The 23,518-nt window shown below is 72.2% G+C and carries 27 protein-coding genes and 1 tRNA gene; 10 read left to right on the plus strand and 18 right to left on the minus strand.

Translation table 11 applies throughout. The features are described from left to right. The first annotated feature begins 52 nt into the window (after positions 1-52). Together ACFYX4_RS26055 and ACFYX4_RS26060 are read left to right on the plus strand one after the other, a co-directional pair. Positions 53-1,609: an MFS transporter gene (locus ACFYX4_RS26055; protein ID WP_389338015.1), complete on the plus strand. Its 1,557-nt coding sequence runs from the start codon at positions 53-55 to the stop codon at positions 1,607-1,609. A gap of 140 nt (positions 1,610-1,749) precedes the next feature. Beyond that, positions 1,750-2,511 (plus strand): TetR/AcrR family transcriptional regulator, encoded by a 762-nt coding sequence (locus ACFYX4_RS26060; RefSeq protein ID WP_389338018.1) that lies wholly within the window; start codon positions 1,750-1,752, stop codon positions 2,509-2,511. 40 nt (positions 2,512-2,551) lie between these two features. On the opposite strand, the gene ACFYX4_RS26065 is transcribed toward ACFYX4_RS26060, so the two are convergent. The 4 genes from ACFYX4_RS26065 to ACFYX4_RS26080 all read right to left on the minus strand — a co-directional run bounded on the left by ACFYX4_RS26065 (position 2,552) and on the right by ACFYX4_RS26080 (position 7,090). Further along, positions 2,552-3,022, minus strand: a complete 471-nt coding sequence (locus ACFYX4_RS26065) for a PPOX class F420-dependent oxidoreductase (RefSeq protein ID WP_389338021.1) — start codon at positions 3,020-3,022, stop codon at positions 2,552-2,554. Between the two features lie 55 nt (positions 3,023-3,077). After that, complete coding sequence (locus tag ACFYX4_RS26070) at positions 3,078-3,899, minus strand: YceI family protein (RefSeq protein WP_389338024.1); 822 nt, start codon at positions 3,897-3,899, stop codon at positions 3,078-3,080. A 91-nt stretch (positions 3,900-3,990) separates the two neighbouring features. After that, positions 3,991-6,555, minus strand: coding sequence for an MFS transporter (locus tag ACFYX4_RS26075; RefSeq protein WP_389338027.1), 2,565 nt, complete (start codon positions 6,553-6,555; stop codon positions 3,991-3,993). 13 nt (positions 6,556-6,568) lie between these two features. After that, positions 6,569-7,090 carry a MarR family winged helix-turn-helix transcriptional regulator gene (locus tag ACFYX4_RS26080; protein WP_389338030.1) on the minus strand — a complete coding sequence of 174 codons (522 nt, stop codon included), beginning with the start codon at positions 7,088-7,090 and terminating at the stop codon, positions 6,569-6,571. 216 nt (positions 7,091-7,306) lie between these two features. Between ACFYX4_RS26080 and ACFYX4_RS26085 the strand changes: the two genes are divergently transcribed. Further along, positions 7,307-7,948, plus strand: coding sequence for a DUF7003 family protein (locus ACFYX4_RS26085; RefSeq protein ID WP_389338033.1), 642 nt, complete (start codon positions 7,307-7,309; stop codon positions 7,946-7,948). A gap of 62 nt (positions 7,949-8,010) precedes the next feature. Beyond that, complete coding sequence (locus ACFYX4_RS26090) at positions 8,011-8,208, plus strand: hypothetical protein (protein ID WP_389338036.1); 198 nt, start codon at positions 8,011-8,013, stop codon at positions 8,206-8,208. 309 nt (positions 8,209-8,517) lie between these two features. Here ACFYX4_RS26090 and ACFYX4_RS26095 read toward each other — a convergent pair whose 3' ends face one another. The 8 genes from ACFYX4_RS26095 to ACFYX4_RS26130 all read right to left on the minus strand — a co-directional run bounded on the left by ACFYX4_RS26095 (position 8,518) and on the right by ACFYX4_RS26130 (position 13,164). Continuing rightward, positions 8,518-9,429: an RNA polymerase sigma factor SigF gene (locus tag ACFYX4_RS26095; protein WP_389338039.1), complete on the minus strand. Its 912-nt coding sequence runs from the start codon at positions 9,427-9,429 to the stop codon at positions 8,518-8,520. Positions 9,430-9,697: 268 nt separating this feature from the next. Then, positions 9,698-10,573: an RNA polymerase sigma factor SigF gene (locus tag ACFYX4_RS26100; protein WP_389338323.1), complete on the minus strand. Its 876-nt coding sequence runs from the start codon at positions 10,571-10,573 to the stop codon at positions 9,698-9,700. Positions 10,574-10,801: 228 nt separating this feature from the next. Then, positions 10,802-11,095, minus strand: coding sequence for a Dabb family protein (locus ACFYX4_RS26105; RefSeq protein ID WP_389338042.1), 294 nt, complete (start codon positions 11,093-11,095; stop codon positions 10,802-10,804). An 18-nt stretch (positions 11,096-11,113) separates the two neighbouring features. Next, entirely contained in the window at positions 11,114-11,290 is a 177-nt protein-coding gene (locus tag ACFYX4_RS26110) for a hypothetical protein (protein WP_360343015.1), read from the minus strand. An 84-nt stretch (positions 11,291-11,374) separates the two neighbouring features. Beyond that, positions 11,375-11,459 (minus strand) — tRNA-Ser (locus ACFYX4_RS26115). Between the two features lie 99 nt (positions 11,460-11,558). After that, positions 11,559-11,990 (minus strand): tRNA adenosine(34) deaminase TadA, encoded by a 432-nt coding sequence (gene tadA, locus ACFYX4_RS26120; RefSeq protein ID WP_389338326.1) that lies wholly within the window; start codon positions 11,988-11,990, stop codon positions 11,559-11,561. Positions 11,991-12,094: 104 nt separating this feature from the next. Then, positions 12,095-12,613, minus strand: a complete 519-nt coding sequence (locus ACFYX4_RS26125; RefSeq protein WP_389338329.1) for a hypothetical protein — start codon at positions 12,611-12,613, stop codon at positions 12,095-12,097. Positions 12,614-12,969: 356 nt separating this feature from the next. Beyond that, complete coding sequence (locus tag ACFYX4_RS26130; RefSeq protein WP_389338046.1) at positions 12,970-13,164, minus strand: hypothetical protein; 195 nt, start codon at positions 13,162-13,164, stop codon at positions 12,970-12,972. A gap of 99 nt (positions 13,165-13,263) precedes the next feature. On the opposite strand from ACFYX4_RS26130, the gene upp reads away from it, so the two are divergent. Then, a complete protein-coding gene (gene upp, locus ACFYX4_RS26135; protein ID WP_389338049.1) occupies positions 13,264-13,899 on the plus strand; it encodes a uracil phosphoribosyltransferase in 636 nt (211 codons plus the stop codon). A gap of 139 nt (positions 13,900-14,038) precedes the next feature. Here upp and ACFYX4_RS26140 read toward each other — a convergent pair whose 3' ends face one another. Then, positions 14,039-14,704, minus strand: coding sequence for a LytR C-terminal domain-containing protein (locus ACFYX4_RS26140; protein ID WP_389338052.1), 666 nt, complete (start codon positions 14,702-14,704; stop codon positions 14,039-14,041). Between the two features lie 120 nt (positions 14,705-14,824). Further along, the gene (locus ACFYX4_RS26145) at positions 14,825-15,121 is read right to left on the minus strand and encodes a type II toxin-antitoxin system VapB family antitoxin (protein ID WP_004943146.1); all 297 of its coding nucleotides are present in this window, start codon (positions 15,119-15,121) and stop codon (positions 14,825-14,827) included. 106 nt (positions 15,122-15,227) lie between these two features. On the opposite strand from ACFYX4_RS26145, the gene ACFYX4_RS26150 reads away from it, so the two are divergent. After that, a complete protein-coding gene (locus ACFYX4_RS26150; RefSeq protein ID WP_389338055.1) occupies positions 15,228-16,850 on the plus strand; it encodes a helicase HerA-like domain-containing protein in 1,623 nt (540 codons plus the stop codon). A 25-nt stretch (positions 16,851-16,875) separates the two neighbouring features. On the opposite strand, the gene ACFYX4_RS26155 is transcribed toward ACFYX4_RS26150, so the two are convergent. The 4 genes from ACFYX4_RS26155 to ACFYX4_RS26170 form a co-directional block, all read right to left on the minus strand. Beyond that, the gene (locus tag ACFYX4_RS26155; protein WP_389338057.1) at positions 16,876-17,025 is read right to left on the minus strand and encodes a hypothetical protein; all 150 of its coding nucleotides are present in this window, start codon (positions 17,023-17,025) and stop codon (positions 16,876-16,878) included. Between the two features lie 75 nt (positions 17,026-17,100). Then, positions 17,101-17,436, minus strand: coding sequence for a hypothetical protein (locus ACFYX4_RS26160; RefSeq protein WP_389338060.1), 336 nt, complete (start codon positions 17,434-17,436; stop codon positions 17,101-17,103). 92 nt (positions 17,437-17,528) lie between these two features. Further along, on the minus strand, positions 17,529-18,125 hold the full coding sequence (locus ACFYX4_RS26165; RefSeq protein ID WP_389338063.1) for an HhH-GPD-type base excision DNA repair protein: 597 nt from the start codon (positions 18,123-18,125) through the stop codon (positions 17,529-17,531). 142 nt (positions 18,126-18,267) lie between these two features. Further along, positions 18,268-18,990, minus strand: a complete 723-nt coding sequence (locus ACFYX4_RS26170) for a siderophore-interacting protein (protein WP_389338066.1) — start codon at positions 18,988-18,990, stop codon at positions 18,268-18,270. A 78-nt stretch (positions 18,991-19,068) separates the two neighbouring features. Between ACFYX4_RS26170 and ACFYX4_RS26175 the strand changes: the two genes are divergently transcribed. The 4 genes from ACFYX4_RS26175 to ACFYX4_RS26190 all read left to right on the plus strand — a co-directional run bounded on the left by ACFYX4_RS26175 (position 19,069) and on the right by ACFYX4_RS26190 (position 23,366). Next, entirely contained in the window at positions 19,069-21,306 is a 2,238-nt protein-coding gene (locus ACFYX4_RS26175) for a penicillin acylase family protein (RefSeq protein ID WP_389338069.1), read from the plus strand. Then, the gene (locus ACFYX4_RS26180; RefSeq protein ID WP_389338072.1) at positions 21,299-21,892 is read left to right on the plus strand and encodes a GNAT family N-acetyltransferase; all 594 of its coding nucleotides are present in this window, start codon (positions 21,299-21,301) and stop codon (positions 21,890-21,892) included. Before ACFYX4_RS26175 ends, ACFYX4_RS26180 begins: the two co-directional genes overlap by 8 nt. 17 nt (positions 21,893-21,909) lie before the next feature. Beyond that, a complete protein-coding gene (locus ACFYX4_RS26185) occupies positions 21,910-22,383 on the plus strand; it encodes a cupin domain-containing protein (RefSeq protein WP_389338332.1) in 474 nt (157 codons plus the stop codon). A gap of 185 nt (positions 22,384-22,568) precedes the next feature. Then, positions 22,569-23,366 (plus strand): SDR family NAD(P)-dependent oxidoreductase, encoded by a 798-nt coding sequence (locus tag ACFYX4_RS26190; RefSeq protein WP_389338077.1) that lies wholly within the window; start codon positions 22,569-22,571, stop codon positions 23,364-23,366. The last annotated feature ends 152 nt before the right edge of the window (positions 23,367-23,518 follow it).

Here is a 23,518-nt window from a genome sequence, read left to right on the forward strand (position 1 = left end):
CGCACGGGCTATTCGTTGTACACCGTATGGGAACTGTTCTACGGTGTACAGCATGCCCGCTCCCGAGACCCCCGCTCCCGTACGCCAACAAGACCCCGTAGACCAAGAAAGTCCAGGCCAGGAAGGCCACCCCCAACGCTGGCTGATCCTCGGCGTCATCTGCCTCGCGCAGCTCACGGTGCTGCTCGACAACACCATCCTGAACGTGGCGATCCCCTCCCTCACCCGTGAGATGGACGCCGCCACCTCCGACATCCAGTGGATGATCAACGCCTATTCGCTCGTGCAGTCCGGCCTGCTGCTCACCGCGGGCAGCGCGGCCGACCGCTACGGCCGCAAGAAGATGCTGGTCGCGGGTCTCGCCCTGTTCGGGGCGGGCTCGCTGGTCGCCGCACTGGCGCAGTCCAGCGGCCAGTTGATCGCCGCGCGGGCCGGCATGGGCGTCGGCGGCGCGCTGCTGATGACCACCACCCTGGCCGTGGCGATGCAGATCTTCACGCCCGCGGAGCAGCCGAGGGCCATCGGCATCTGGGCCGCCGTCAACTCCCTCGGCTTCGCGACCGGTCCGCTGATCGGCGGCTTCCTGCTGAACCACTTCTGGTGGGGCGCGATCTTTCTGATCAACCTGCCGGTCGTGGCCCTGGGCCTGGCCGCCGTCGTGGCCCTCGTCCCCGAGTCGAAGGCTGCGTTTTCCCGGGGGACCACCCCCGGACCCCCGGAGCAGGGCGACCGCCCCGACCTGCTCGGCGCGCTGCTCTCCACCATAGGCATGGCCTCCCTGGTGTACGCGATCATCTCCGGCCCCGAGCACGGCTGGACGTCGGGCCGGGTGCTCGTCGCCGGGGGCGGCGCGCTCGTCGTGCTGGGCCTGTTCGCCTACTGGGAGAGCCGTATCCCGTACCCGATGCTGGATCTGCGGTTCTTCCGCAACCGCCAGTTCACCGGCGCGGTCGCCGGCGCCGTGCTGATCACCTTCGGCATGGGCGGCTCGCTGTTCCTGCTCACGCAGCACATGCAGTTCGTCCTCGGCTACGGCCCGCTGGAGGCGGGCCTGCGGACCGCTCCGCTCGCCCTGGTGATCGTCGTCCTCAACTTCTCCGGACTCGCGGCGAAGTGGACGGCGAAGCTGGGCACGCCGCAGGCCATCCTCATCGGCCTGGCGGTGATGTCGTGCGGCCTGGTGTCGATCGCGACGCTGGGCTCCGGCGGCTATGCCGGGACGCTGCTGGGGCTGGTGTCGATCGGTGCGGGCGCCGCGTTCGCCAGCCCGGCCATGGCGCACGCCATCATGAGCGCGATACCCCGGGAGCGGGCCGGCACCGGCGCGGGCGTCAACGGCACGCTGGCGGAGTTCGGCACCGGCCTGGGCGTCGCGGTGCTCGGCGCGGTGCTCAACTCCCGCTTCGCGGCGCTGGTTCCGGTGGCGGCGAGTTCACTGCCGGCGGCGCTGGCGTCGGCGGGGTCCGCGGGCGAGCGGCGCAGCGTCGTCGACGCGTTCTCCGCCGGGCTGGAGACCAGTCTGCTGGTGGGGGCGGGGGCTGTGCTGCTGGGGGGTGTGGTCGCGGCGGGTCTCCTGCGGAGGGCTGCGCGAGTGGCTCCGCCGGAGTAGGGGGGCGCCTATGCAAGGGGGGATGCGGACTCATGGCGGGTGCGCCGACGTCTTGGCTGGCCGCGCCGTTCCCCGCGCCCCTTTTTGGTCGGCTGCGAGCTGGCATTCTTACAAGTGACCGGGACTTCGGAAGGTGCGTGATGGTGAAGGCTGCTGCCGGCAAAGCCGCGCGGGCCAGTGTGTGGCTGGAGGGGAAGGCTCGGCGGGGGCGGGGCGGTGGGCAGCCCTCCGGGCTGGACCGGGAGCGCATCACCGAGGCCACCGTGCGGCTGCTGGACGCCGAGGGGCTGGACAAGTTCTCCATGCGGCGGCTGGCGGCCGAGCTGAACGTGACGGCGATGTCCGTCTACTGGTACGTCGACACCAAGGACGACCTCCTCGAACTCGCCCTGGACGCGGCCTTCGGCGAGATGGAGCTGCCCGACCTGGAGGCCGACGGCGACGACTGGCGCGAGCAGCTGCGCACGCTGGCCACGGTGTACCGCGTGCTCCTGGTGCGCCACCCCTGGCTGTCCCCGCTGGCCGGGCGGTACCTGAACATCGGCCCGAACTCCCTGGCGTTCTCCCGCACGGTCCAGCAGGTCATCCGCCGCACCGGCCTGCCCGCCCACCGCATCACCAGCGCCATCTCGGCCGTCTTCCAGTTCGTGTACGGCTACGGCACGATCGAGAGCCACTTCTTCGGCCGGGCCGCGGACACGGGCATGAGCGCGGACGAGTACTTCCGGCACGCCATGAGCTCGGTGACGGAGGCTCCGCAGGCGGCCGAGATGGTCGAACAGTCGAAGGACATCATGGCGGCCCGGGGCGGCGACACGGTCGCGGAAATGCTCGACCGGGACTTCACCTTCGCCCTGGATCTCTTGATCGCGGGCATAGAAGCGATGGTGAAACGGGCCTAGGGGCTACGTCCCTTAGGGGCGCGGCCCCCAGGGGCACCCCCTACTCCTGCGGAGCCAGCCGTGCGGGGAACCCTCCGGTGGCCATCGGCCCCCACCGCTCCGGCGACACCCGGATGATCGACTTCCCCTGCTTCACCATCGCCGCCCGGTACTCGTCCCAGTCCGGGTGCTCGCCCGCGATGTTCCGGTAGTACTCCACCAGCGCGTCGACGGAGTCGGGCGCGTCGATCACCTCGGCCGTGCCGTCGATCTGGACCCACGGCCCGTTCCACTCGTCGCTCAGCACGATCAGAGTGACCCGCTCGTCCCGCTTGGCGTTGCGCGTCTTGGCCCGCTCCGGGTAGGTGGAGACGACGATCCGGCCCGAGTCGTCGACCCCGCAGGTCAGCGGCGACCCCTGCGGGCTGCCGTCGGCCCGCCGGGTCAGCAGGATCGCGCGGTGCCGGGGGCGCACGAAGTCCAGCAGCTCGTCGAGGGTGACGGAGGTGTTCGTCGCGATGTTCGGTGCCATGACGTCAGCGTAGGCGCAGGAGTGGCTCCTGAGGCTGACCCCGCCAGTACTACGACTACGCCTGGGGCAGTGACTCCCCCTGCACCGCCTGCACGTCCAGCTCCACCTTCAGCGTCGTGCCGATGGCGGCGATGCCCGCCTGGACGACCTGGTTGTAGTTCATGGCGAAGTCCTCGCGGTGCAGGTCGGCCGTGGCGCGGAAGGCGGCCCGGGTGCCGCCCCAGGGGTCCGCGCCGGTGCCGAGGTAGGCGAGGGAGAGGTCGACGGGACGGACGACCCCGCGCAGGGAGAGGTCGCCGTGGACCGTCCAGCGGTCGGGGCCGGCGGACGTCAGCCCCGTGGAGCGGTAGGTGATCTCCGGGTACGACTCGACGTCGAGGAAGTCGGCGGAACGCAGGTGGGTGTCGCGCACGCCGTTGCCGGTGTCGATGGACGCGGCCCGGATCACCGCCTCCACCCGCGACTTGGCGACGTCGTCCGGGGCGATCTCGACCGACGCCGAGAAGTCGGTGAACCGGCCGCGCACGCTGGAGATCCCCAGGTGCTGGGCGACCGCGCCGACCGTGGAGTGCGCCGGGTCGACGGTCCAGGGACCGGGCGGCGGCAGCTCGGCCCCGCCCTGCCGGGCGAGCGTCACCGTGCCGACCTCGACCCGTCGGCTCGCGGTGACGATCGCGCTGGACGCGGCGGGCGCGTACCCGACCGCGGTGACGATCACCGTGTACGCCCCGGGGGCCAGCGCTGTCGCGTCCCGGACGGCACCCTCCGCGTCGGCCTCGGCGCGCAGCACCTGCGTGCCCGTCATGTCGGTCACCGTGACGATCGCGTGCGGCACGGCCCACCCGTCCCTGGTGCGGATCCTGGCGGTCAGTCCCATCTCGTGCAGCTCCTCCTGAAGGTCCGGCCCGTGGCGGGGATCGCCCGCCACGGGCCGGCACCGGTTGTCGTCCTGCTCGGACCCGTCGGTCCTACTCGCCGGGGTGCGCGAGCTCGATGTCGTGGCCGTCGACGCCCGGACCGCTGACGGTCAGCGCGGTGGCCGCCGGCGGGTAGCCGGTCGCGATGACGGTGTACTCGCCGCCGTCGAGGTCGGTGAAGGCGTACGCCCCGTCGGCGCCGGTCGTGGCCGTGCCGACCACGTTGCCCGCCCCGTCGACGAGTGTGACGCGCGCGTCGGCCAGCGGCCCGTGCGGCGCCCGTACGACGCCCTGGAGCCGTGCCCCGGCGTCGAGGACGACCTCCGTGCGGGTCACCCCGGTGACGGCGATCTCGACGGGCAGGGCGCGCGGCCGGAACCCGGCGGCGTTCACCGCGACGGTGACGGCGCCCGGCACCAGCTCCGCGAAGCCGAACTCGCCCCGCTCACCGGTGGTGCCGGTGGCCAGCAGGTCCCCGCGCACATCGGTCACGATCACCATCGCGTCCTTGACCGGCTCCCCCGACACCGCGGCCCGCACGACGCCGCCGAGCCCGCTGGTGCCGCTGAGCACGATGTCGTACGCGACCGGCTCGTCGTTCACCACGACCGTGGACGCCTGCGGCTGGAAGCCGTCGGCGGAGGCGATCAGGACGTACGAGCCCGCGCCCGGCGCGTCCAGCGCGTAGGAGCCGTCGGCCTGCGCGACCGACCGGCCGAGCTGCCGGCCCGCGAGGGAGATCAGCGTGACGGCGGCCCGGGGGACGGGCGCGCTCTCCGCGCCGCGGACATGGCCGTGGACGGGGATGCCCGCGCCGGCGTCACCGCCGTACCCGCCGGCCGCACTGGCGACGGCCGGGATCCGCTCGGTGGCGGCCGCCCTGCCGTCCGCCCCGCCGTCCGCCTCGGCGGCGGCGACGGCCCAGCTCGGGACCCTCTCCTCGACGGAGGTGTCGACAGAGGTGCCGGCGGAGGTCTCGACGGCCGTCTCGGCGGAAGCCTGCGCCGGAGCGCCCTCGGAGTCCGTCGCCGCCTGGGCCAGCGCGCCCTTCGTCCGCAACGGGACCTCCTTGATGAACAGCGTGATGAGGAAGGCGAGCAGCGCCATGACCGCCGCGATCAGGAAGACGTCGGCGATGCCGTGGCCGTACGCGCTCTCCATGACCGTGCGCAGCGGCACGGGCAGCTTGTCCATGTCCGGGATCTCGCCGGTGGAGCTGGAACCCGACGCCAGGGAGGCGTACTTCGGGCCGAGGCCGGCGATGCCGTCCTGGGCGTAGTCGGTGATCCGGTGGGCCATGACGGCGCCCAGCGCCGAGACGCCCATCGCACCGCCGAGGGAGCGGAAGAAGGTGACGGTCGAGCTGGCCGCGCCGAGGTCGCGCGGGTCGACCTGGTTCTGCGTGGACAGCACCAGGTTCTGCATCATCATGCCGATGCCGAGGCCCAGCAGCGCCATGAAGACGGCGGTCTTCCAGTACTCCGTGTCGTAGCGGATCGTGCCCAGCAGACCGAGGCCGGCCGTGATGAGGACGCCGCCGCTGACCAGCCAGGCCTTCCACTTGCCGGTGCGGGTGATGAGCTGCCCGGAGACGGTGGAGGAGACGAACAGACCGCCGATCATGGGGATGGTCAGCACGCCGGACATGGTGGGGGACTCGTCCCGGGCCAGCTGGAAGTACTGGGCGAAGAACACCGTGCCGGAGAACATCGCGACGCCCACGAACATCGAGGCGATCGACGACAGCGTGATGGTGCGGTTGCGGAACAGCCGCAGCGGAATGATCGGCTCGCTGGCCTTGGACTCGATGAGCACGAAGATCAACGCGAGGACGACCGAGCCCGCGACCATCGCGTACGTCTGCCAGGACAGCCAGTCGTACTTGTCGCCCGCGAAGGTGACCCAGACCAGCAGCAGGGAGACCGCCGCCGAGATGAAGAACGCGCCGGCCCAGTCGACCTTCACGTCCCGCTTCACGACCGGCAGGTGCAGGGTCTTCTGGAGCACGATCAGCGCGATGACGGCGAAGGGCACGCCGACGTAGAAGCACCAGCGCCAGCCGAGCCAGCTGGTGTCGGTGATGACGCCGCCGAGCAGCGGACCGCCGACGGTCGCCACCGCGAACGTCGCGCCCAGGTAGCCGGAGTAGCGTCCGCGCTCACGCGGGGAGATCATCGCGGCCATCACGATCTGCGCGAGGGCGGACAGACCGCCGACGCCGACGCCCTGCACCACGCGGCAGGCGATGAGCATGCCGGAGTTCTGCGAGAGACCGGCGGCCATCGAGCCGAGCACATAGATGATCAGCGCTATCTGGACGAGCGCCTTCTTGTTGTAGAGGTCGGCGAGCTTGCCCCACAGGGGGGTCGCCGCGGTCATCGCCAGCAGGGTGGCGGTGACGACCCAGGTGTAGGCGGACTGGCCGCCGCCGAGGTCGCCGATGATCTCGGGGAGGGCGTTGGAGACGATCGTGGACGACAGGATCGCCACGAACATCCCGAGCAGCAGCCCGGACAGGGCCTCCATGATCTGCCGGTGCGTCATCGGAGCGTCGTCGCCGGACCCCCCGGCGTGCTTCGCGTGCGCCCGCACACCGGCTGGTGTGGTCGTTGCCATGGGCTTCCTTCTCTTACGTCGCTCGTGCGGGTGTACGGGTGGTCGGTTCGCTCCCGGGAACGGGAGGGGGTGTGGGCGGCGGTCGGTGCGGGGCCGTCCGGCAGTCGCCGAAACTGGCGCGCAGACGGGTCATCAGCCGGATGAGCTGGCCCACCTCCTCGTCGGTCCAGTCGCTCAGCCGCTCGGCCAGCAGATCGGTGCTGCGACGGGACAGTTCGAGGAGCATCGCGCTGCCCTCGGGGGTGAGGCGCAGGATGCGGGAGCGCTTGTCCGCGGGGTCGGGGGAGCGTTCGATCCAGCCCCGCTCGGCGAGATGCGCGGCGTGCCGACTGGTCACCGACATGTCGACGGCGAGCAGCTCGGCGAGGGCGCTCATCCGGAGGTCGCCGTGGCGCCCGAGCAGCGTCAGCACGGCCGCCGAGCCCGCGGAGCAGTCCGCGGGCAGGATCCGCCCGAGGTCCCGCTTCACGGCTCCTACGCCGCTGAGCTGACGCGCGAGTTCCGCGTACTGCGCGTACTGCGCCTGCTCGGCCATCACACCTCCCGTGTTTGTTGCTTAGGGCAACCATAGAAGCGCTTGGTTGCTACAGGCAAATAAATAGGGGGTGAGAGCCGCAAAAAGTTGGCAAAGGCAAGTATTGCGGCAGTAAACGCGCAGGTGAGGCTGCCGGCCCGATCGCCGGAGGGGCGGCCGGGGCAGTGGGCGGTGACTCCGGGCGCACGTGTCAGTGGCTCGCTCTAGCGTGCGCCCATGATGACGACCTCTTCGATCCTCGGGCAGTTCGACCGCTGCGCGGAGGACGCGACGTTCGCCGACCTCCAGAACGGCTACTACTACCCGGTCGACGTCCGCCTCCATCTGTTCGGCGACGCCACCCGCTGGGCCATGGTCGTCGAACTTCTGGGCTACTCCCCCCGTGCCGGCAACCTCACCGACGTCCTGCACCGCTACGGCAACTGCCTCGCCCCCCGCGGCGAGCCGGGCTTCGGGGACTTCCTCGACCGGGTGGAGAACATGGGGGAGGTGGAGAAGGAGGGGCGCGAGGAGTACGCCGGTGACGTTCCGCTCGTCGTCCGCGGGACGCCGTTGCGCGCGGCCGCCGAGGCGGGCGCCCCCTTGCAGGACGCGTTCCGGCTCCTGGTCCCACGCCACCGGGACCTGCTCCTGGCGGACGAGGGCGAGCTGCGGGCCGACATCCCCGCCGGCCTGCCGGTGCTGCTGCGCCTCGACGAGTGGAACCAGCCGGACGACTTCTGGGACCGCCTGCCCAGCGAGCACGAGACCTTCCGTCAGCTCGCCGAGGTCCTCGCTTCCGGCGACCCGTCCCGCTACCGGCCGACGTTGCCCCCGAACACCCACTGGTCCCACTGGCCGGACGCGGGAACGCTGTGACGGAACCGCCGGGAGGACCCCCGCTTGGGACGGGCCGGGCGTTTTCGCTAGGGTCTCGGGGCATGGCTAACACCCAGGGCCCCCAGGGCAACCACGACCCCGCCGGCAGCACCCAGATGTTCCGTGCGTTCGTCGACGAGGGCGCGCCCCAGTCCTTCCGCCAGGCCTCCGCTCCGGCCGGCCCCCGCATCGGCCTGATCGTGGGCGTCGTCGTGGCGGTGGCGATCGTCGCGGCGGTCGCCTGGCTGGCGCTCAAGTAGCACCCGCCGCAGGCGACTTCACTCCCCCTCGCACCCTTCACCCGCGTGCGCCGGGGGAGTTCGGCGTCGGCACACGCCGACGCCGGTTCGTGACCGGCGTCGGCATCATCACCGTCGGGCCGCGACCGGCGTCGGCACGCATCGCCGTCAGGCCGTGACCGGTCCTCCCGCCCGCCGACGCCACCCCGTGCACACGACGACGGCCGCCGACGCGCCTGTGAGGGCGCCCCGGCGGCCATGTGTCGGTGTGTCCGTGCCGGTCGGCGCAATCGCTCCGCGCGTGACCGACGTCCCGTCAGGACGGGAAGGTCAGTCCGAGATCAGCCCTTCCCGGAGCTGGGACAGCGTGCGGGTCAGCAGCCGGGAGACGTGCATCTGGGAGATGCCGACCTCCTCGCCGATCTGAGACTGGGTCATGTTCGCGAAGAAGCGCAGCATGATGATGCGGCGCTCGCGCGGCGGGAGCTTGGCGAGCAGCGGCTTGAGCGACTCGCGGTACTCGACGCCCTCCAGGGCCGTGTCCTCGTAGCCGAGGCGGTCGGCCAGGGAGCCCTCGCCGCCGTCGTCCTCGGGGGCCGGGGAGTCGAGCGAGGACGCCGTGTACGCGTTGCCGACCGCGAGGCCGTCGACGACGTCCTCCTCGGACACGCCCAGCACGGCGGCCAGTTCGGCGACCGTCGGCGAGCGGTCCAGCTTCTGGGAGAGCTCGTCGCTGGCCTTGGTGAGGGCCAGCCGCAGCTCCTGGAGCCGGCGCGGCACCCGCACCGACCACGAGGTGTCCCGGAAGAAGCGCTTGATCTCGCCCACGACCGTCGGCATCGCGAACGTCGGGAACTCCACGCCCCGTTCGCAGTCGAAGCGGTCGATCGCCTTGATCAGGCCGATGGTGCCGACCTGGACGATGTCCTCCATCGGCTCGTTGCGGGAGCGGAACCGGGCCGCCGCGTAGCGCACGAGCGGGAGGTTGAGCTCGATGAGCGTGTCCCGGACGTAGGCGCGCTCGGGACTGTCCTCGTCGAGGGCGGCGAGCCGCAGGAACAGGGAGCGGGACAGGGTGCGGGTGTCGATGGCCCCCGTGGCCGGGAGGGCCGGGGTCGGCGCGGCCTCGAGGGCCGTGACGTCGTCGAGCGGGTCGGGCTCGACCGGCGTGACGGGCTCTGCGGGCGCGGAGTCGCTCTTCGTGAGCGTGAGCACCTTCGAGCTGCCCTGGTCTGCGGACATGCCACCCCCTTTGGGTCGCGGGACGGTCGCGGCGGACACTCCCGGAGAGGAAGGTCAGCCTTCACCTGAATACCGGAGCCGAAGCCTCGGCAAACGCGCTTCCCGCAGAATGTCACATGTCGGCAACACGCTGTAGTGACATGTCGACATCAGAGTGACGAAACACGCCTGGAAAGAGGGGGTGTGACGGGCTATCAGCACAGATCTGTCGGGATCCGACCTGGTGAGCGATTCGCTCGCGACGGTGACCGATCGACCCTCTGTTCGGTCAGGCGTCGATGCGGTTCGCCGAGCGTAGCCGCTGGAAGCTACGCGCCAGTAGCCGGGACACGTGCATCTGGGAGACGCCGAGTTCCGCGCTGATCTGCGACTGGGTCAGATTGCTGTAGTAGCGCAGCAGCAGGATGCGCTGCTCCCGCTCGGGGAGTTGGACGAGGAGGTGGCGGACCAGGTCCCGGTGCTCCACCCCGTCCAGCGCGGGATCCTCGTACCCGAGGCGGTCCAGCAGGCCGGGCAGCCCGTCGCCCTCCTGTGCGGCCTCCAGCGAGGTGGCGTGGTACGAGCGCCCGGCCTCGATGCAGGACAGGACCTCGTCCTCGCCGATGCGCAGCCGCTCGGCGATCTCGGCGGTGGTCGGCGTGCGGCCGAAGCAGGTGGTCAGGTCCTCCGTCGCGCTGTTCACCTGCACCCACAACTCGTGCAGCCGGCGCGGAACATGGACGGTGCGCACGTTGTCGCGGAAGTACCGCTTGATCTCGCCGACGACGGTCGGCATGGCGAACGTCGGGAACTGCACGCCCCGGTCGGGGTCGAAGCGGTCGATGGCGTTGATCAGCCCGATGGTGCCGACCTGGACGACGTCCTCCATCGGCTCGTTGCGGGAGCGGAACCGGGCGGCGGCGTAGCGCACGAGCGGGAGGTTCGCCTCGATGAGCGCCCCGCGCACCCGGTTGTGCTCCGGTGAGCCCGGCGTGAGCTCCTTCAGTTGGGCGAAGAGCACCTGGGTCAGCGCCCGGGTGTCGGCGCCGCGGCGCTTCTCGGGGACGGGGGCCGGGTCGGCGGCGGGATCAAGGGTGGGGTGATCGGGATCCGGAGCGGCGGGTGCCTCCTCCTGGGGCGGCGCAGTACTGGCCGACACGGTCAACGCCACCTCTTCATCGGTCAATCATCCGTCAAAAGCGGTCATAGCATCACAAGACATGTGCACTGTGTGCAAGCACCCCATAACGCCGTGTTGAGGGACAAGTTGAGGGGCGAGGAGGGGGCGGGAAGGGGTTCGAACAGCCGCGAAAGCCGTCGGCCGCACGCGAAAGCCCCCCGCCGTCGCGGCGGAGGGCTTACCGTGTCCGCAGGCGCGCGGTTCGGAAGCGGTTCAGAAGTCGTAGTCGGCGACCACCCAAGTGGCGAACTCCCGCCACAGGGCGACGCCCGCCTGGTGGGCCGGGTGCTCGAGGTACCGCTTCAGCGCGTCCGCGTCCTCGACCGCCGAGTTGATGGCGAAGTCGTAGGCGATGGGGCGCTCGCTGATGTTCCAGCCCAGCTCCCAGAAGCGCAGCTCGTCGATCTGCCCGCCCAGGGCCCGGAAGGCCGCCTCGCCCTCCACCACCCGGGGATCGTCGCGCCGGACGCCCTCGTCGAGCTTGAAGAGGACCAGGTGGCGGATCATGGGCACTCCCGATGCGTGCTACTGCGCCCCGTCGGCGAGCCAGGTGAAGAAGTCGCCGATGGCCTTGGCGGCGTCCGATATGCCCTCGAAGCCTATCTGGACGTAGTCCGCGGCCTTGGCCGGGTCCGTGATGATGACATACAGCACGAAGACCACGAGCACGTAGACGGCGATCTTCTTGGCGTTCACCGCCACCGCGGCCTCCCCTGTCACTGATGGGCCCAACGAGCGCACATGATCGCACGAAGGGCCCCGTCTTTCGACGAGGCCCTTCTGAAGCGGTAGCGGAGGGATTTGAACCCTCGGTGACTTGCGCCACACTCGCTTTCGAGGCGAGCTCCTTCGGCCGCTCGGACACGCTACCGAGGGAGACCTTACAGCACGCCGGGGCGTGCTCCGAAATCCATATCCCCGGCTGCCGCCGGAGCGGCCCGGAGCGGCCCGGAGCGCCGTCCCCGCCGTCTCAGCGGGAGCGGAAGAACTCCGTGAGGAGGCCCGCGCACTCGTCGGCGAGGACGCCCTCGATCACCTCGGGCCGGTGGTTGAGCCGCCGGTCGCGGACGACGTCCCAGAGGGAGCCGGCCGCGCCCGCCTTGTCGTCGCGGGCGCCGTAGACGACACGGTCCACGCGGGACTGCACGAGCGCGCCCGCGCACATCGTGCAGGGCTCCAGCGTCACGACGAGCGTGCAGCCGGTCAGCCGCCACTCGCCGACCTCGGCGGCGGCCCGCCGCAGTGCGAGGATCTCCGCGTGGGCCGTCGGATCGCCGCCGGCCTCACGCTCGTTGTGACCGGCGGCCAGGACGGTGACGCCGTCGGGGGCCAGTACGACGGCGCCGACGGGGACGTCCCCGCCCCCGGCGGCCAGCGCGGCTTCCGCCAGGGCGAGCCGCATCGCGGCCCGCCAGCGGTCGCGCACCGGGTCGGGGACGGCGTCAGGGACGGGTACGGGTTCGGTTACGGGGTCGGGCCCCGGGGCGGGCCCGGGGTCGGGTGCGGTCAGCGGACGGTCTCCAGGACCTCCGAGGCGCCCAGGGCCTCGGCGATCTCCGTGAGCGCGTCGTCGGACAGCGACTTCAGCTCCTTCTCGCCGACGCCGAGGTCGTCGAGGATGGCGGTGTCGCCGAGCGGGCCGTGCGGCACCGCCTCGGCGGCGGAGCCGTCGTCCTCGGCGTCGTCGTCCTCACCGTCCTCGGTACCGTCGAGGTCGAGGGCGTCCAGGTCGTCGTCGTCGGAATTCCGGCCCAGCAGTTCGTCGGTGAGCAGGATCTCGCCGTACGAGCTGCGGGCGGCGGCAGCGGCGTCGGAGACGTAGATGCGAGGGTCGTCCTCGCCGTCGATGCGGACGACCCCGAACCAGGAGTCCTCCTGCTCGATCAGCACGAGCACCGTGTCGTCGTCGGGAGAGGCTTCCCGGGCCAGGTCGGCCAGATCCGACAGGGTCTCCACATCGTCGAGCTCTGTGTCGCTCGCTTCCCACCCGTCTTCGGTGCGCGCGAGCAGTGCGGCGAAGTACACCGTGACTCTCCCACTGGTCATAGGCGTGCCGGTTGGGGGTCCCCCCGGCGGAGGTTACGGGCGGAGAGAGCTGTGCTCCGAGCCCCGCCCACTCGGAATCGTGGCAGAAACAAAGCGTTCAGGGGACGTCTTCCGCTCCCTGTGTCCGGTCGTTTTGATCGCGGGCGACGCGCATTCGCGCGCGGACGTCCGCAAGCAACCCACCAGCGCACTCGTTGCCGCCACGAGCGGGATCGTACGCGGGTTTCCCGTGGGCCCACGCACGCCCACCCCCCGGAACGCCCATGACGCCGGTGATCTTCCCCGTAGGGGCAACGATCCTCCCCGTACGGGCAACGGGCGGGCGTCCGTCGGGACTACCAGCGGAAGGTTCGCATGCGCATCGCGTGTCGCAGGCGGGCGACCTTGGCGCGGCGCGGCTGGACCCGGTCCCGCAGCGCGCGGGCCTCGGCCAGTTCGCGGAGGAACTGGGCGCGCCGCCGTCGGCGCTCGGCCTCGGTCCGCGGGGCCTCGTCCGTGTCTCGTGCCTGGCGGTCAGGCAGGTCAGGCATTGCATCCACCACCCTGGTCCGTTTCCTCCGCCTTCCCGGCGACGGGCGGTTTGATGCGGGCGGACGGCGGGGGCGCCGCCCCCGGTTACTGTTGTGGACATGCGTCTCCACGTCGTCGACCACCCCTTGGTCGCCCACAAGCTCACCACGCTGCGCGACCAGCGCACCGACTCCGCGACCTTCCGCCGCCTGGCCGACGAGCTGGTCACCCTGCTCGCCTACGAGGCCACGCGTGACGTGCGCACCGAACGGGTCGACATCGTGACGCCGGTCGCCGAGACCACGGGCGTCAAGCTCTCCCACCCGCGCCCGCTGGTGGTGCCGATCCTGCGGGCCGGCCTCGGCATGCTGGACGGCATGGTCCGGCTGCTGCCGACCGCCGAGGTGGGCTTCATGGGCATGATCCGCGACGAGCAGACGCTCCAGGCCTCCACCTACGCCACGCGCATGCCGGAGGACCTCTCGGGCCGTCAGGTGTACGTCCTGGACCCGATGCTGGCCACCGGCGGCACGCTGGTCGCGGCGATCCGCGAACTGATCAAGCGCGGCGCGGACGACGTCACGGCCGTGGTGCTGCTGGCCTCCCCCGAGGGCGTCGAGATCATGGAACGCGACCTCGCGGGCACCCCGGTCACGGTGGTCACCGCAGCGGTTGACGACCACCTCAACGAACACGGCTACATCGTCCCGGGCCTGGGCGACGCGGGAGACCGCCTGTACGGGGCCGCGGAGTAACCCTCCGGGCGGCCACGGGGTCCGCGCCGGGGTTTCCCCCGGCCGCCCCCCTTCTCCCCCGGCCGCCCGCCCTACTTACGCGGGACCACTGCCACCGGGCACGCCGAGCTGCGGGGCCGGCGCTCATCAGCGGCGTCGGCTAGCAGCTCTTCTTCGTGGTCGGGGTCGCCGTCGGTTGTGGGGCCGTCAGGGCCGTCAGGGCTCGGGTGGCCTCTGCCGGGGTGGTCAGGGTCTTGAAGCCGTTGCCGAGGATCAGGTCGATCGTCGGGCCCGTGCGGGCGGCGTCGGTGCGGCGTTCGGCGGTGGTGAGTTGCGTGGCGAGGACCGGCAGCGACGAGTTGAGGGACGCCGCGGGGCCGAGCAGCACGCCGGTCCCGGGGACCTTCTTGTCGTACTCCTTGCTCGCGTTGCCCACCTGGCCGATCTTGAAGCCGCGCTTCTTCAGCTCGTCCGCGGTGGTCTTGGCGAGACCCCCGCGGGTGGTGGCGTTGAAGACGTTCACGGTGATCTGCGCTGGCGCGGGCAGCGCGGCGGGCGCAGCGCTGGGCAAGGGACTCGACTTGGCCACGGGGCTCGACTTCGTCGTGCAGCCCGTTCCTGAACCGGACGCCGAGTCGGAGCCACCGCTGCCCGTGAAGACGTCGATGAGCTGCAATGTCCCCCAGCCGCCGACACCGAGCACGGCACCACAGGCGACGACCACGACGACCAGCCTGCCGCGCCGCCGGGGCGGGCGCATGCGCGGGTACTTGTCCCCCGTGATCCGGTACTTACCGCCCATGCCGGGGGGAGTCAGCATGCTCATGAGCGCAGCGTAGTGCGCCGGAGCGGCCATGCCTACTAGATGATCATTCGACGTCGCGCAGGACAACCCGAAAGGGGCAACCGGCGGCGGCGCGGAAGCGGGGGACGACCGGCCCCGGCGTCAGTCCAGTTCGAGCACTCGCGCGTGCAGCACCTGACGCTGCTGAAGCGCCGCCCGCACCGCGCGGTGCAGGCCGTCCTCCAGGTACAGGTCGCCCTGCCACTTCACGACGTGCGCGAAGAGGTCGCCGTAGAACGTGGAGTCCTCGGCGAGCAGTGTTTCCAGGTCGAGCTGCTGCTTGGTGGTCACCAGCTGATCGAGGCGGACCGGGCGCGGCGCGACGTCCGCCCACTGCCGGGTGCTTTCCCGGCCGTGGTCGGGGTACGGCCGGCCGTTTCCGATGCGCTTGAAGATCACACGGAAAGCCTACCGGCCCAGACCTTCCGGGCGCAGCCATGGCGGGCGAGTGCGACGCTGGAAAAAAAGCAATGAACGGGGGCGAAACAGGAGCGAGGGACCGTCGATGAGTGCCAGCGGAACCGCCACGAGCGCCGACGAGATCGCCGCCGGGTACGCCTTCACCGGTCCCGCCCTCGACCTGGGCGCCCTCCTGTGGGACGGGACGTGCCGGCCCGACGCCAAGATCCGCGTCCCCCTGACCGTGCTGAACCGGCACGGACTCGTGGCCGGCGCCACCGGCACCGGCAAGACCAAGACGCTCCAGCTCATCGCCGAGCAGCTCTCCGCGCAGGGCGTGCCGGTGTTCCTCGCGGACATCAAGGGCGACCTGTCCGGGATCGCGGCACCGGGCGCGTCGAACGCCAAGGTCGCCTCCCGCTCGGCCGAGGTGGGCCAGAGCTGGACGCCGTCCGGCTTCCCCACCGAGTACTACGCCCTGGGCGGCATCGGCCAGGGCATCCCCCTGCGGGCGACCGTCACCAGCTTCGGCCCGGTCCTGCTCGCCAAGGTGCTCCAGCTGAACCGCACCCAGGAGCAGTCGCTCGGCCTGATCTTCCACTACGCCGACCAGAAGGGCCTGGAGCTGGTCGACCTCAAGGACCTGCGGGCCGTCGTCGCCTTCCTCACCTCCGACGAGGGCAGGGGCGAGCTGAAGGGCATCGGCGGCGTCTCGGCGGCCACGGCCGGCGTGATCCTCCGTACCCTCACCGTGTTCGAGGCGCAGGGCGCGGCCGACTTCTTCGGCGAACCGGAGTTCGACACGGGCGAGCTGCTGCGCACGGCGGACGACGGACGCGGCATCGTCTCCGTGCTGGAACTGCCCGCCGTCCAGGACAGGCCGCAGCTCTTCTCCACCTTCCTGATGTGGCTCCTGGCCGACCTCTTCCACGATCTGCCCGAGGTCGGCGACGTCGACAAGCCGAAGCTCGTCTTCTTCTTCGACGAGGCGCACCTTCTCTTCGACGGCGCCTCCCGCGCGTTCCTGGAGGCCCTCACCCGGACCGTCCGGCTCATCCGCTCGAAGGGGGTCGGCGTGTTCTTCGTCACGCAGACCCCGAAGGACGTGCCCGCCGACGTCCTCGCCCAGCTCGGCAACCGCGTCCAGCACGCCCTGCGCGCCTTCACCCCGGACGACCAGAAGGCGCTGCGGACCACGGTGAGGACCTTCCCCGACTCCCCCTACGACCTGGAGGAACTGCTCACCGGCCTGGGCACCGGCGAGGCCGTGGTCACCGTCCTCGACGAGAACGGCGCCCCCACGCCGGTCGCCGCGACCCGGCTGTACGCCCCCGAGTCCCTGATGGGGCCGGTCGCCGACGCGGCCCTGGAGCGGGCGGTACGGGAGTCGGCGTTGTTCGAACGGTATGCACAGGCTGTGGACAGAGAGTCGGCGTACGAGCGGCTGACGCCGTCGGCCCGGCCCCCTGTCGCAGCCGCCCCCGGCAGCCCCGGCAGCCCCGGCAGCCCCGGCAGCCCCGGCAGCCACGACAGCGCGAACGAGCGCAGGGACGAGCGCGGGGAAGAGCGAGGGGACGAGCACGAGAGTCGGCGCGAGGACCCTTCCCTCGTCGAACAGGTCGTCTCCAGCGGTGTGTTCAAGTCCCTGGCGCGTTCCCTCGGCACACAGATCGGCCGGGAGGTCACCCGCTCCCTCTTCGGCACCGCACGACGGAGGCGGAGGCGGTAGATCCGCCTCCGCCACATCCGTCGGGTCAGCGGCCCCGGCCCCGGCCGCGTGGTTCGCGTCCCGGGACCTGCCGCGTCTTCTCGTGCTCATCGATCGTCGACTGCGGTTTCGGCGTACTGCGGGCCGCCTCCGCGCGCAGCAGGGCGCGCAGGACGGCGTAGGGGTCTGTCGGCATGGCGGAGTCCTGTGTTCCTCGTTCGTTCGCACGTACGTACGTCGTGCTGCTGGCGGGTCTTCTGCTGAGGACCCGTCAGCAGCGCAGAACGACGGTGCGCAGGACGTCCAGGGCGTACGGCGGCTCGGCCGGAGGGGGGAGGGGCCGGCCCGGCGGGACACCGGGCGGCCGGGCCGGACGGGAGGCCGGCCGGGGAGGCGCGACGGCGCGGTGGGCGCCGCCGGCGGGGGGACGCAGGGCGGTGTCGAAGGCGTCGTACTCGACGACCTCGACGGAGGCGACGGGCATCGCGGCCCCGTCGCAGGGCGCGCCCGGCACCAGTACGGCGAGCAGCAGCACGAAGGCCCGCAGCCAGAGGCGGCTGCGCGGCAGCCGGAGGCGGCTGCTCGGGAGGCCTCGTGCGGTGCTCATGGGAGGTGATCTGCCCGCGACACGCTGACGGTCCAGCACACCGGGGCCGAGAACCGCCCGTTCGGCGGAGCGACTGAGCCGGCCGGGTGACCTCAGCCGGTCGAGGCCTGCTTCTTGGCCTTGGCCGCCGCCTTCATCTCCTGCTTGTGCGCCCGCACCTTCACCAGCGACTCCGGGCCGGTGATGTCCGCGACCGAGCGGAAGGACTCCGCCTCGCCGTAGGCGCCCGCGGCCTCCCGCCAGCCCGTCGGGCGCACGCCGAGCTGCTTGCCGAGCAGCGCCAGGAAGATCTGCGCCTTCTGCTTGCCGAAGCCGGGCAGCGCCTCCAGCCGCTTGAGCAGCTCCTTGCCGGCGCCGACGTCCTTCCAGACCGCGCCGGCGTCACCGTCGTAGTGCTCGACGAGGTACTGGCACAGCTGCTGGATCCGCTTGGCCATGGAACCCGGGTAGCGGTGCACCGCCGGCTTCTCGGAGAGCAGGGCGGAGAAGGCCTCCGGGTCCTGGGCGGCGATGTCGTGCGCGTCCAGGTCGTCCGCGCCGAGCCGGTCGGCGATCGTCCGGGGCCCCTTGAACGCCCACTCCATCGGAACCTGCTGGTCGAGCAGCATCCCGACCAGCGCGGCGAGCGGCGAGCGTCCGAGGAGTTCGTCGGCTTCGGTGTCCTGGGCGAGGTGAAGGGTGACGTCCATGGTCCCGATCATCCCGCGTACGGGCCGGGCATGCCCGCCGTGCCCCCGGCCGTTCCCCGGCTGCCCTCCGGGTACGCCCCGTAAGCCCCGGAGACCCGCCCCGCCCCCGGGTACGCCCCGTAGTCCCCCTACCCCCTCCGCGTCAGTCCGCCCGCCAGTACCCCAGGGCGTGCGCGCGGTCCTTCGTGATGCCGAGTTCCTTGCGGACGTACGCCGACAGCACGCGTGTGGTGCGCGTGTCGCAGGCGATCCAGATGTACGGGTCGGGCGTGAGCCGGAGGATCTCCGGGAGTTCCGCCTTCACCCGTTCGACGAGGTCGGCCCCGCCGTCGCGCCGGGGCACGTGCCGTATCTCGTGCCGGGACGGGTCGTTGCGGAAGGGCAGGCCGTCCGCGTCGCCCTCGAACCACACGGTGGCCGGGGCGGAGCCCAGCGCGCCGAGCAGGGAGTTGATCGCGGGGAGGGAGGCCGGGTCGCCGACCACGAGGAGGTGCGAGGGGGACGGCGAGGGCTCCTCGAACCCCGTGCCCTGGACGGTCGCCTCGATGGTGTCGCCGGGCTTCGCGCCCCGCGCCCAGTCGCTCGCGGCGCCCTCGTGCAGGGCGAACTCCAGCGAGAAGGAGCCGGCCGCCGGGTCGGGGTCGACCAGGGTGTACGCCCGCTGGTGCGGCTTGCCCGCGTTGGTGAACCACAGGCGTACCCACATCGTCGGGTGGACGCCGGCCGCCGCGAGCAGCCCGCCGTCGGTGAAATGCAGCCGGCGATAGTGCGGGGTGACGTCCTCGGCGCCCGTGACCGTGAACGTGAAGTCCTTCGCCCGCATCAACTTGAGGACCGCGCCCTCCCAGCCCCGCCCCTGCGCCATGACCTCTTCACCTCTCGCGTACGATTCCTGCACCGATTGATTAGGTAAGGCTAACCTAAAAGCTAGAGGGGTCACAGGGTGACGACCGAGACCGACGGACCTGAGGGTGTCTTCCGGGACGCCTGGGGCATTCCGCACCTGCGCGCCGGAAGCGCCCGCGACCTCGCCCGGCTCCAGGGCCGGGTGACCGCGCACGACCGAGCCTGGCAGCTGGAGGTCGAACGGCACCGCGCCCGCGGCACCTCCGCGTCCTTCCTCGGGCCCGACGCCCTCCCCTGGGACCGCTTCGTCCGCCGTGCCCGCCTCGACGACACGGCCCGGCGCTGCTTCGCCGCCCTGGAGGAGCGCGACCCGGAGACCGCCGACTGGGTGCGAGCCTACGTCGACGGCGTGAACGAGGGCCTGGCGGCCACGACGACCGCCGCCCCCGCCGACGCCGACGCCGACGCCGACGGCACCGGCACCGGCACCGGCACCGGCTCCGCCTTCGCAGCAGCCACCGCCACCGCCCCCGAATTCGCCCGCCTGAACCTCGCCCCCGGCCGTTGGGATCCCTGGACCCCGCTCGCCGTCTGGCTCTCCACCCACATCCTCTTCGCCGGCTTCCCCGCCAAGCTGTGGCGCGAGGAAGCGATCCGGCACCTCGGCCCGGAGGCCGTCGGCCTCTTCGCCACCGACGGCCCCGGCACCTCCGGCAGCAACGGCTGGCTGGTCGCCGGCGAGCGCACCCGCACCGGGCAGGCCGTCATCGCCGGAGACCCGCACCGCTTCATCGAGGACCCCGGCGTCTACCAGCAGATCCGGCTGGCCTGCGACGAGTTCGACGTCGTGGGACTCGCCGTCCCCGGCATCCCCGGCATCGCCCACTTCGGGCACACCGGCGGTGTCGCCTGGGCCATTACTAACGCCATGGCCGACTACCAGGACCTCTACCGCGAACGCCTGCGCCGCACCGGCGCCGGCGTCGAGGCGCTCGGCCCGGACGGCGTCTGGCGGCGGGTCGCCCGGCACACCGAGCTGATCCGGGTCGCGGGGGAGGAGACCGTGGAGGTCGAGGTCCTGGAGACCGAGCGCGGCCCCGTGATCGCGGGCGGCCCCGAGGGCCTCGACGAGGGGACCGACGGGACCGACGACACCGGGGAGGGCCACGCCGAGGGCCACGCGGCGGACGCCGCCGATGTCGCCCCGCTCGCCCTCGCCCTGCGCTACCCGCCCCGCGTCACCGGCGACCTCGGCTTCAGCGCCCTGCTCCCTCTGCTGCGCGCCCGCAGGGTCGCCGATGTCGACGCCGCCTTCGACCGATGGGCCGAGCCGGTCAACGTCGTCCAGGCCGCCGACAGCGAGGGCGGACTGCTGCACCGGGTCGCCGGCCGCGTCCCCGTGCGGGCCGAGGCCAACCGCCTCCGCCTCGTCCCCGCCTGGGAACCCGGACACGAGTGGACCGGCTGGCACGAGACGCCCCGCGCCGGTCTGACCGACGGCGTCGCGGTCATGGCCAACCAGCGCGGACCTGCCACCCCGCTCGGCGTCGAGTTCGCCCCGCCGCACCGCGCCGACCGCATCCGGCACCTGCTCGACGAACGCCGGGAGTGGTCGGCGGCCGACATGCCGGCCATCCACACGGACACCCACCTCGCCTCCGCCGGCCCCCTGCTCGACCGCCTCGCCGCGCTCGACGACCTGACCGGACCGGCGGCCGGCCTGCGCGACCGCCTGCTGCGCTGGGACCGCCGCATGGACGCCGACAGCCAGGAGGCGGCCGTCTACGCCGCCCTGCGCAGCGCGCTCGTCCGCCGCCTCGCCGCCCACCCGGCCTTCGCCGCCCTGACCGCGCCGCCCGCCTACCCCGAGGTCCTCCTCCCCTGGCTGGCCCTCGTCCCGCGCATCGGCTTCGCGCTCCCGCACCTCCTGAGCGCCGACGACCTGTACGGCGTCGACCGCGGCGCGCTGGTCCGCGAGGCCGTCGAGGAGGTCGCCGGGCAGCCGGCCGCCCGCTGGGGCGACACCCACCGCCTCGCCCCCTGGCGGGCCCTGCCCGACCCCTCGTACGGGGCCCCGGCCCTCTCCGGCGACCACGACTGCGTGCTGTGCACCTCGGCCGTCCCCGGCTGGACCGACCTCGCCGCGCGCGGCCCGGCCGCCCGCTACGTCTGGGACCTGGCCCGCCGCGAGGACAGCCGCTGGGTCGTGCCCTACGGCGCCTCCGGCCGCCCCGACAGTCCCCACCACCACGATCAGCTCCCCCTCTGGCTCACGGGCGAGCTCGCGCCGGTCGTCACCGACTGGACGCTGCTGAAGAAGGAGAGCGATGTCTGACCTGTACCTGCACGAGCAGACCGTCGACGGATTCGGGACCGTCGGCATCCGGCCCCTCGACGCCGAGCGCGACGCGGACGTCGTCCACGGCTGGGTGAGCGAGGAACGGGCCGCGTTCTGGGGCATGAACGGCCTGACCCGCGACCAGGTCGCCGAGATCTACGCCCACATGGCGGGCCTCGACACCCACCACGCCCACCTGGTCGAACTGGACGGCCGGCCCGTCGCCCTGCTCCAGACCTACGACCCGGACGCGGACCGCGTCAGCGAGTGCTACGAGGTCGAGCCCGGCGACATCGGCGTCCACCTGTTCCTCGCCCCGGCCGGCGCGGAGGGCGTACGGCCGGGCTGGTCGGCGCTGCTGATGGGCGTCCTCGTGACGTACGTGATGGTGGGCCTGGACCGGCGACGGGTCGTGGTCGATCCCGACGTGCACAACGAGAAGGCGATCGCCCGCTTCCTGCGGCAGGGCTTCGAGGCCGGGCCCGTCGTCACGCTCCCGGAGATCGACCTGCCGGACGTGTACCTGCCGGAGAAGAAGGCCCAACTGGCGTTCCTGCGCCGGGAGGTAGCCTTCCCCGGGTGACCTTCCGTGACCGTCCGGTGACCCCCGAAGACCTCGTCGCCCACTACGGGCTGGAGCCGATCCCCCGTGAGGGCGGCCTGTTCCGCCGCACCTGGGCCGGGCCCGAGGGCCCGGACGGCCGCCCCGCGGGCTCCGCGATCGTCGCCCTGCTCACCGCGGACGACTTCTCCGCCCTGCACCGCCTGCCCACCGACGAGGTCTGGCACCACTACCTCGGCGACCCGCTGGAACTGCTGCTCCTCGCCCCCGACGGCGCCTCCCGCACGACCGTCCTCGGCCCGGACGTCCTCGGTGGCCAGCACCCGCAGCTCACCGTCCCCGCGCACACCTGGATGGGCGCGCGGGTCATGGCGGGCGGCGCGTGGACCCTCTTCGGCTGCACCATGGCCCCCGGCTTCACGTACGGGGACTACGAACACGGCGACGCGACCACCCTCACGGCGCGCCACCCGGACCGGGCGGCGCTGATCAGGGGACTGTGCCGTCCATGAGGACGGGTGCTGCGGGGGTTACGGGGTCTACCGGGCCTACGGGGTCTACGGGTGGGTCCAGGGGGCCTAGGGGGTCTACGGGTTCGGCAGGTTCCGCGGGGTCGTCGGGCCCCGCGGGTCTCAGGGGCGACCCCAGAAGTACTACGGGTGATGCGCCCGGACCGGCGGGGTTGCTGGCGGGCCAGGTGGCCCTGATCACGGGCGCGAGCGGCGGACTCGGGCGCGGCATCGCGCTGCGGTTCGCGCAGGAGGGCGCGGCGGTGGCCCTGCACTGCCGTACGGGGGTCGAGGCCGCACGCGAGGTCGAGTCGCTCGTCCGGGAGGCGGGCGGCCGGGCGATCGTCCTGCGGGCCGACCTGACGGTGGAGGAGGAGTGCCGCCGACTCGTGCGGGAGGCCGCGGAGTGGGGCGGGGGAGTCGGCCGTCTGACGGCGCTGGTCAACAACGCGGGCGTCCAACCCGTGCAGCCCCTGCCCGGCATGACGGTGGCGGACTGGCGCGAGGTCGTCGACGCCGACCTCACCAGTGTGTTCGCCTGCACGCAGGCGGCGGCCGAGGTCATGCGGGACCAGGGCGGCAGCGGAGGCGAGAGCGGAGGCGGCAGGGGAGGCGGAGGCGGAGCCAGGGGCGGGAGCATCACCCACATCGCGTCCGTCGAGGCGGGCCTGCCGTCCCCCGGCCACGCCCACTACTCCGCGGCCAAGGCCGCCGTCGTCATGCACGCGCGTGCGGCGGCCGGCGAGTACGGCCCGTACGGCATCCGCGTCAACTCCGTCTCGCCCGGACTCATCGAACGTGAGGGCCTGGCCGAGGCCTGGCCCGAGGGCGTAGAACGGTGGCGTGCGGCGGTCGCGGTCGGCCGCCTGGGCCGCCCGGAGGACGTCGGCGACGCCTGCGTCTTCCTCGCCTCGCCGCTGGCCTCCTGGATCACCGGCCACGACCTGGTGGTCGACGGCGGCGCGACCGCGCGCCCGACGTGGTGACGCGACGCGAGAAGCGCCGGGTGAGCAGGAGCGCCGTTCGCTCCGTACGTATCCCCGAGCACACGAGTCCGAGGTACGGAGCGGTGACGTGAGCGAAGGGCGCGATGGCGGACGACAGCGCGGTGGGACAGGCGGCGCGGGAAGCGACGCCC

The sequence above is a fragment of the Streptomyces sp. NPDC002328 genome (assembly GCF_042890065.1).
Classification (GTDB): domain Bacteria; phylum Actinomycetota; class Actinomycetes; order Streptomycetales; family Streptomycetaceae; genus Streptomyces.

Coding starts and splice junctions, on each gene's coding strand:
- ACFYX4_RS26180 (WP_389338072.1), top strand. CDS start 21,299: ATGTCTGACCTGTACCTGCACGAGCAGACCGTCGACGGATTCGGGACC.
- upp (WP_389338049.1), top strand. CDS start 13,264: ATGCGTCTCCACGTCGTCGACCACCCCTTGGTCGCCCACAAGCTCACC.
- ACFYX4_RS26080 (WP_389338030.1), bottom strand. CDS start 7,090: ATGGCCGAGCAGGCGCAGTACGCGCAGTACGCGGAACTCGCGCGTCAG.
- ACFYX4_RS26070 (WP_389338024.1), bottom strand. CDS start 3,899: ATGGGACTGACCGCCAGGATCCGCACCAGGGACGGGTGGGCCGTGCCG.
- ACFYX4_RS26130 (WP_389338046.1), bottom strand. CDS start 13,164: ATGCCTGACCTGCCTGACCGCCAGGCACGAGACACGGACGAGGCCCCG.
- ACFYX4_RS26105 (WP_389338042.1), bottom strand. CDS start 11,095: ATGATCCGCCACCTGGTCCTCTTCAAGCTCGACGAGGGCGTCCGGCGC.
- ACFYX4_RS26155 (WP_389338057.1), bottom strand. CDS start 17,025: ATGCCGACAGACCCCTACGCCGTCCTGCGCGCCCTGCTGCGCGCGGAG.
- tadA (WP_389338326.1), bottom strand. CDS start 11,990: ATGCGGCTCGCCCTGGCGGAAGCCGCGCTGGCCGCCGGGGGCGGGGAC.
- ACFYX4_RS26065 (WP_389338021.1), bottom strand. CDS start 3,022: ATGGCACCGAACATCGCGACGAACACCTCCGTCACCCTCGACGAGCTG.
- ACFYX4_RS26170 (WP_389338066.1), bottom strand. CDS start 18,990: ATGGCGCAGGGGCGGGGCTGGGAGGGCGCGGTCCTCAAGTTGATGCGG.
- ACFYX4_RS26095 (WP_389338039.1), bottom strand. CDS start 9,429: ATGTCCGCAGACCAGGGCAGCTCGAAGGTGCTCACGCTCACGAAGAGC.
- ACFYX4_RS26085 (WP_389338033.1), top strand. CDS start 7,307: ATGATGACGACCTCTTCGATCCTCGGGCAGTTCGACCGCTGCGCGGAG.
- ACFYX4_RS26150 (WP_389338055.1), top strand. CDS start 15,228: ATGAGTGCCAGCGGAACCGCCACGAGCGCCGACGAGATCGCCGCCGGG.
- ACFYX4_RS26090 (WP_389338036.1), top strand. CDS start 8,011: ATGGCTAACACCCAGGGCCCCCAGGGCAACCACGACCCCGCCGGCAGC.
- ACFYX4_RS26075 (WP_389338027.1), bottom strand. CDS start 6,555: ATGGCAACGACCACACCAGCCGGTGTGCGGGCGCACGCGAAGCACGCC.
- ACFYX4_RS26160 (WP_389338060.1), bottom strand. CDS start 17,436: ATGAGCACCGCACGAGGCCTCCCGAGCAGCCGCCTCCGGCTGCCGCGC.
- ACFYX4_RS26165 (WP_389338063.1), bottom strand. CDS start 18,125: ATGGACGTCACCCTTCACCTCGCCCAGGACACCGAAGCCGACGAACTC.
- ACFYX4_RS26055 (WP_389338015.1), top strand. CDS start 53: ATGCCCGCTCCCGAGACCCCCGCTCCCGTACGCCAACAAGACCCCGTA.
- ACFYX4_RS26060 (WP_389338018.1), top strand. CDS start 1,750: ATGGTGAAGGCTGCTGCCGGCAAAGCCGCGCGGGCCAGTGTGTGGCTG.
- ACFYX4_RS26140 (WP_389338052.1), bottom strand. CDS start 14,704: ATGAGCATGCTGACTCCCCCCGGCATGGGCGGTAAGTACCGGATCACG.